Source organism: Desulfococcus sp., from assembly GCF_050178255.1.
Taxonomy (GTDB): Bacteria; Desulfobacterota; Desulfobacteria; order Desulfobacterales; family Desulfococcaceae; genus Desulfococcus; species Desulfococcus multivorans.
The window spans coordinates 1-5,837 of record NZ_JBFXGG010000155.1 but is presented as its reverse complement, the minus strand read 5'-3'; the positions used below and the strand labels follow the sequence as shown (position 1 = coordinate 5,837).

Genomic DNA, 5,837 nt, shown 5'->3' with positions numbered 1-5,837 from the left:
CCGGGCCATCGGTGTCGAATTCAATGATCCTGAAGCCGTCCGGCGGCAACGCGATCCAATGCCCATAAACGTTCAAAAGTCCATCGAAAAAGGCCTGAATTCCCCTGCCGCCCGCCAGGACCAGCGGAGTGCTTCGCCTGGAGCCGTCAGGATATTTGTTCGCGAAGAGAAACGGAACAAGCTCTCCGGTGTGGTCGGGATGGAAGTGGCTCAGGAAGATGTGGGTTACGTCGAAAATTTCGACGTCGATCTCCAGCAGCCGCCGCATGGTTCCCGGCCCGATATCGAAAAGCAGTTTCGCGTCGCCGGTTTCCATGAAAACTGAACAGGCGCTTCGCCGCAGGGACGGCACGCAGGTTCCGGACCCCAGAACGACCACCGACAGGTCATCCGTCGCAAGCGTCATGGACCTGCCCTTCATGGCGGAAATCCCCCAGTGTTTTCAGCGTCCTTACGGCAGCTCTGGGACGCCGGATGTTTTTTTTCGATCCGATCGATCACCCAGTGGAGCACCTGACGATCGTTATTCACGTCGATCATGTCGGCAACCGCGTCGACCGGTATTTCGGCCCGCGCCATGCTCTTATGCCCCCCCGCCGATCCCAGTTGACAAAAGCTCGTTTTGGCCACCCGCCCCGCATTCTTCCGGATGCCGTCGTTTCTGAAAATCAATATCAGGGTGCCGTCACAGACCCCTGAGACGATGCTCCAGGTGACAGGGTTCACCCGCATGAAAAAATCGGCGATCAACACGCAGACGTCGGGGTTTGCCACGGCCCCCAGGTGAACGAAAACCCGTCCTCTGTGGATTCGCATGGTCTCGATGGCGATTCTGAAGTATTTCAGAAAGTCGATCCGAAGGTCGGCCTGCTCGATCTTCCGGGCCAGCGTCGTATTGGCGTATCGGAAAAGAAATTGAAACGCCCGGATATCCTCCATTGCCGTCTGGCGTTCGAAATTCCGGGTGTCGGTCTTGATGGCGTGGAAAAGCCCCGTGGCCAACCTGACCGAGGGTTTGATCCTCGCGGCACGCAAGTACTCGGTCACGATAGTGGCGCTGGCGCCGTAATCCGGTCGCACGTCCGCATACTTCACCTCCATTTCCGTTTTGGGGTGGTGATCGATGACAACGTCGACATTGAATCGCTTGAAGGCATCGCTGTGAGCGGGTTGGGAATCCACGAGAACGACGCGGGTGAAGCGTTTTGGGTCCTTGATATCCTCGATATGGATCAGGCTCACATCGAGCAGCCGAACCATAGCCACATTGTCGGGCCGTTTGATCACGTTGATGCTCGAGATGGTGACGCCGGCCACTTTCCGCCACAGAAGCCGCTTGACGGCCATGGCGCCGGCGATGGCATCCGGGTCGGCGTTGATCAGAATCAGCACCTGATCGACGCCCGAAAACAGTTTGTAGAAACGACGAAGCCTTTCGACGGCGGAAAGTTTCATGGGGTCAACAACACCTGCTCGCTATATAAACATAATGACGCAACGTTCGACTTTCACAAGCCGATACCGGTCACCATCATGAAAGTCGAAAGTTGAAACAATGATTCGACGGCACACAATCGATGAGACGGTTCGCACCTCTTTTCGGAAACCGGCGACGGCGGAAACGACCGCCGCCCCCATCCGGATAACCATCATCACTGTCTGCGGTCATGTCAAGAGATTACGGCCGCCCCTGAAAATACTATGATGCCCCGGCTCATATTACAAACATTTTTTCCCATCGCCGTCCAGAATCTTTTTCCGGCAACGAAGCGCGACAACGGCAACGAATTTCCAGACAAACCAGATAAAGGGCATCATGCCCACGGTTCACGAAGCATCACCCTCCCGGCCCTTCGCATTCGGTTCGACATTGCACCAGGCAACCCAGCGTAAGAGATCCGGGAATAAATTCAGACCTTGACACGATGGATCCGGATCTGTTATAGGCCATATCGAAAATGGAATTAATATGAACGGGCGGATCTCGGCCCTTATGCGAGATGCATGCGGCAAAACTCATCCACCGGAGGTCGACAACGGCAAAGAAATATTTCAACTACAAAAAGAATCGGGACTGGGCTGAAAATCTGCAAATCATCATGCAGCTCGGCCTCACGATGGCAGGTTGTATCATCTTCTGTTTTTTTGTCGGTTGGTATATCGACAAATGGCTGGGAACCCGAGGCATCTTTGTAACCATTTTCATCCTGCTGGGCGTCATCGGCGGTGGAAATGTGGCCTATCGCCAAATCATGGACATGATGGGGCAGGGAAAAGACGGAGAGACAAAAAACCGGGAATGAATACCGTACGACAAACCCAGAAGACGTACTGTTCCAGAGCACTGATAGCTGCCATCCTCATCTCTCTTGTCTTCATCTTTGCCGCTCAGAAACCTTTTGCAAAAGGCCTCATCATCGGCACCCTCGCCAGCATCGTCAATTTCATCCTCATCGGCGAGTCCCTGCCCCGCAGGGTTCTTCAATCCTCCAGAATCAAATCACTCGTTTTATCCATGGGATCCATCCTCCTGCGCTTCGGACTGATGGCCGTCCCCCTGGTCGTCGCCATCAAATCCGAAGACTTCAATCTGCTTGCCGTCGTCATCGGACTGTTCATGGTCCAGATGATGATTCTCATTGATCATTTTTCGTCCTTCATTTTTTCTTCAACCGGATAGGGGTCATCTTAGAGGAAGTGATTTATGGAAGAATTAGGTAGGGTACACCAGTTGATCGTTCCGTTCTTCGGACACGACATGACGTTCAACCTCGAGGTGATGGTCATGACGTGGCTCGTTATCGGCAGCCTGCTTCTCTTCGGTTTTCTGGCGTCTCGAAAGCGAAGCCGGCTGCCGGGGCCGTTGCAGTCCGTGGGAGAGTTGTTTGTCGTACATCTGTATGGACTGACGGAGGATGCGCTGGGCAAGGAGAAAGCCAAGACTTATGCGCCTCTGATCTGCGCGCTCTTCATGTTTCTGGTCCTCTCCAACTGGTTCGGCATCATCCCGAACCTCGAGGAGCCGACGAAAGACCTGAACACCCCCTTGAGTCTGGGGTTGATGGGTTTTGTCATCGCCCACTACGCCGGGATCAAAGCAAAGGGGTTCAAGGAGTACGTCAAGGAATATTTCCAGCCGATTTTTTTCATGATGCCGCTGAACGTCATCGGCGAGCTCGCCAAGGTGGTATCGATATCCTTCCGTTTGTTCGGCAATATCATGGGCGGGTCCATCATTATTCTGGTCGTCTCGTATCTGACATACAGCATCATTTTTCCGCCGCTTCTCAATGCCTTTTTCGGCCTTTTCGTGGGCACCATTCAGGCGTTCGTTTTTACAATGCTCACCGTTGTTTACATCTCAGTACAGGTTAGATAACCATGACATATGACATCGCAACTTGGGTAAAGGTCTCGGCTTTTATTGGAAGTGGTCTGTCGATGGGTTTCGGGGCCGTCGGGGCCGCCATCGGAGAAGGGTATACGGCTGCACAGGCAAACGCCGGCATCTCCAGAAATCCCGACTCCGCCGGAAACATTTTCAAGAACATGCTGGTGGGGCAGGCAGTGGCGGAATCAGCAGCCATCTTCGCGCTGGTGGTGTCCATGATATTGCTGTTCACCCAGCACCGGGCGGAAACGCTATCGGTGTACATCCTCGTCTCGGCCGGCGTTTGCATGGGGCTGGGCGCCATCGGCTCCGGCATCGGCGCCGGATATCCCGCGGGCGAAGCGTGTTTCGGTATTTCCCGTCAGCCGGCTATAGCGGATCAACTGACCACCACCATGCTGATCGGATCGGCGGTTACGCAGACATCGGCGATTTACGCACTGGTCACGTCCCTGATTCTGCTGTATGCGGACTTTTTCACCCGTCCCTTTTCGCCGACATGGGCGGCCGTCATCGGCGCGGGTTTTGCCGCGGGACTTGGCGCCATAGGCTCCGGCATCGGAGAGGGATTCGTCGCAAGAGCCGGATGCGAGGGGGTGGCAAGACAGCCGCTCAGCAGGGCGCCCGTCACCAACGGCATGCTTCTGGGAATGGCCGTTGCCGAAACCACCGCGATTTACGGGCTTCTTGTCGCCGTGATACTGCTCTTCAAAACCTTTGAACCGGCCACGTCTATGGCAGCCTGCATGGCCTTGGTCGCAGCCGGATTGTGCATGGGACTCGGGGCCGTCGGACCGGGAATCGGAGAGGGATTCACCGGCGAGGGAGCGGTTCGATGGATGTCGCGAAGTCCGAACGAGGTGGCGATATTGACCCGCTCCATGCTCGTGGGACAGGCGGTCTCCGAATCCACCGGCATCTATTCCCTGGTCATCGCACTGATTTTGATCTTTGTTGTATAGAGAGCGTCCATGGTCATTACAGGCAATTCATTACTATACTTCATTTAATCCTAAAATGGGAGGATTTGATTAACATGGCAATCGAAGGCGTAGATATCATCAGATCGGCAGCTTTTCTCGGCGCGGGATTTTGTATGGGACTGGGTGCAATCGGACCTGGTGTCGGTGAAGGAATGGCAGCCGCCAAGGCCTGTGAGGCCATCGGAAAGAATCCGAAGGAAGCCGGACTCCTGACGCGAACCATGCTCGTCGGCCAGGCCGTTACGGAATCAACGGGAATCTATTCTCTTGTCATTGCGCTGTTGCTTCTTTTCGTCGTTTAGTTTTATCATCATCAGACATGGAAGATAATAATGCAAATCGTCAGCAATATAGCTTTAATCAGCATCAATGAAACTCTGTTCGCCCAGTTGATCTCGTTTCTGATCTTCCTGTTCATTATCAACCGCATCATGTTCCGGCCGCTGAAAACGACCATGACCGAGCGGGACGACTTCATCCAGGGCCTCGACCAGGGGATCAAGGATACGGAAAATGAGGTGGAGAACATCCTGACGGATCTGAGACAACGGGAGAAAGTCGTCAAGATAGAGGCGTACAACATCAGCGCGAAGTTAGAGCACGAAGGCAGTGAAACGGCCGAAAGCATTCACCGAAAGGCTGTTTCAGCCATTGCTGAACTGAGGCATAAAACGGAGAAGCAAGTCGACGTGCAGCTCAAGGAAGCCCAAAAGCACCTTGAGGCCGAATCGGAGCATCTGGCCGTCCATATCATGGAAAAGGTGCTGAACCGGAGATTATCTTCATGAAAAACAAGTGGAAATTTCTGAGCCTGTGGATTGTTGTCCTTGCCGGTACGGCGGCATGCCTTCACCTGTTCGGAGGTGATGCATTCGCCGAGGAGGGAAACGGGAATTGGCGCAAGACCTATGATATGGTGATGCTCTGGGTCAACTTCGGCATCCTCTCCTTTGTCGTGGTGAAGTTCGGCAAAAAGCCGCTGATGGGATTTCTGAGGATGCGCCGGGATGAAATCGCGGCGGAAATCAAGGACCTGGAAAATGAAAAAGCCCTGGTCACCGAAAAAATCAACGAGGCCCGCAAAGCCATGGTGGCGAGCGATGTCCGCTTTGCCGAGCTGAAGGAAACGATCGTCCGCATGGGCGAAAAGCGACGGCAGGATTTGATCGCCGACGCCGAGCGGGAAAGCGAATTCATGATGTCTCTGGCCGAGCAGAAGGTCGGCGGTTATATCCTGGCGGCGAAAAAAACATTTAAGGACAGGCTGGTGGATGCAGCGATCAACCTCGCCATGACCCGCCTTCCGGATCACATGACCGAAGCGGATCGGCAAGACATGTTCGAGAGCTACGTTTCCTCGATCGAACGAAAGATCGGATAGCGTTTTTCCAGAGCGATGCAACAGCGTCAGGAACAAGAACCCGGTCAGTGATTTGGCCGGGTTCTTGTTTTGAGGCTTCAGG

General features: G+C 54.2%; 9 protein-coding genes. 7 read left to right on the top strand and 2 right to left on the bottom strand.

The features are described from left to right. Positions 1-406, bottom strand: a 406-nt coding sequence (locus AB7S84_RS16200) for a ribonuclease Z (RefSeq protein WP_428155758.1), incomplete at its 3' end; no start/stop codon positions are given. Between the two features lie 11 nt (positions 407-417). Next, positions 418-1,455: a DHH family phosphoesterase gene (locus tag AB7S84_RS16195; RefSeq protein WP_020876101.1), complete on the bottom strand. Its 1,038-nt coding sequence runs from the start codon at positions 1,453-1,455 to the stop codon at positions 418-420. A 545-nt stretch (positions 1,456-2,000) separates the two neighbouring features. On the opposite strand from AB7S84_RS16195, the gene AB7S84_RS16190 reads away from it, so the two are divergent. From AB7S84_RS16190 to AB7S84_RS16160, 7 genes are all read left to right on the top strand, one after another. Then, positions 2,001-2,303 (top strand): AtpZ/AtpI family protein, encoded by a 303-nt coding sequence (locus AB7S84_RS16190; protein ID WP_020876100.1) that lies wholly within the window; start codon positions 2,001-2,003, stop codon positions 2,301-2,303. Continuing rightward, positions 2,300-2,680 (top strand): ATP synthase subunit I, encoded by a 381-nt coding sequence (locus AB7S84_RS16185; RefSeq protein ID WP_428155756.1) that lies wholly within the window; start codon positions 2,300-2,302, stop codon positions 2,678-2,680. Before AB7S84_RS16190 ends, AB7S84_RS16185 begins: the two co-directional genes overlap by 4 nt. A 24-nt stretch (positions 2,681-2,704) precedes the next feature. Continuing rightward, the gene (gene atpB, locus AB7S84_RS16180) at positions 2,705-3,379 is read left to right on the top strand and encodes a F0F1 ATP synthase subunit A (RefSeq protein ID WP_020876098.1); all 675 of its coding nucleotides are present in this window, start codon (positions 2,705-2,707) and stop codon (positions 3,377-3,379) included. Between the two features lie 2 nt (positions 3,380-3,381). Beyond that, the gene (gene atpE / locus AB7S84_RS16175) at positions 3,382-4,353 is read left to right on the top strand and encodes an ATP synthase F0 subunit C (RefSeq protein ID WP_020876097.1); all 972 of its coding nucleotides are present in this window, start codon (positions 3,382-3,384) and stop codon (positions 4,351-4,353) included. 74 nt (positions 4,354-4,427) lie between these two features. Next, positions 4,428-4,676 (top strand): ATP synthase F0 subunit C, encoded by a 249-nt coding sequence (gene atpE / locus AB7S84_RS16170; protein WP_020876096.1) that lies wholly within the window; start codon positions 4,428-4,430, stop codon positions 4,674-4,676. A gap of 30 nt (positions 4,677-4,706) precedes the next feature. Beyond that, positions 4,707-5,162, top strand: coding sequence for an ATP synthase F0 subunit B (locus tag AB7S84_RS16165; protein ID WP_020876095.1), 456 nt, complete (start codon positions 4,707-4,709; stop codon positions 5,160-5,162). After that, the gene (locus AB7S84_RS16160; RefSeq protein ID WP_020876094.1) at positions 5,159-5,755 is read left to right on the top strand and encodes an ATP synthase F0 subunit B; all 597 of its coding nucleotides are present in this window, start codon (positions 5,159-5,161) and stop codon (positions 5,753-5,755) included. Before AB7S84_RS16165 ends, AB7S84_RS16160 begins: the two co-directional genes overlap by 4 nt. Positions 5,756-5,837 lie beyond the last annotated feature (82 nt).

Bases quoted from the DNA above. Each gene is read 5' to 3' on its own strand.
- atpE (WP_020876096.1), top strand. From the start codon at position 4,428: ATGGCAATCGAAGGCGTAGATATCATCAGATCGGCAGCTTTTCTCGGC.
- atpE (WP_020876097.1), top strand. From the start codon at position 3,382: ATGACATATGACATCGCAACTTGGGTAAAGGTCTCGGCTTTTATTGGA.
- AB7S84_RS16165 (WP_020876095.1), top strand. From the start codon at position 4,707: ATGCAAATCGTCAGCAATATAGCTTTAATCAGCATCAATGAAACTCTG.
- AB7S84_RS16185 (WP_428155756.1), top strand. From the start codon at position 2,300: ATGAATACCGTACGACAAACCCAGAAGACGTACTGTTCCAGAGCACTG.
- AB7S84_RS16160 (WP_020876094.1), top strand. From the start codon at position 5,159: ATGAAAAACAAGTGGAAATTTCTGAGCCTGTGGATTGTTGTCCTTGCC.
- AB7S84_RS16190 (WP_020876100.1), top strand. From the start codon at position 2,001: ATGCATGCGGCAAAACTCATCCACCGGAGGTCGACAACGGCAAAGAAA.
- atpB (WP_020876098.1), top strand. From the start codon at position 2,705: ATGGAAGAATTAGGTAGGGTACACCAGTTGATCGTTCCGTTCTTCGGA.
- AB7S84_RS16195 (WP_020876101.1), bottom strand. From the start codon at position 1,455: ATGAAACTTTCCGCCGTCGAAAGGCTTCGTCGTTTCTACAAACTGTTT.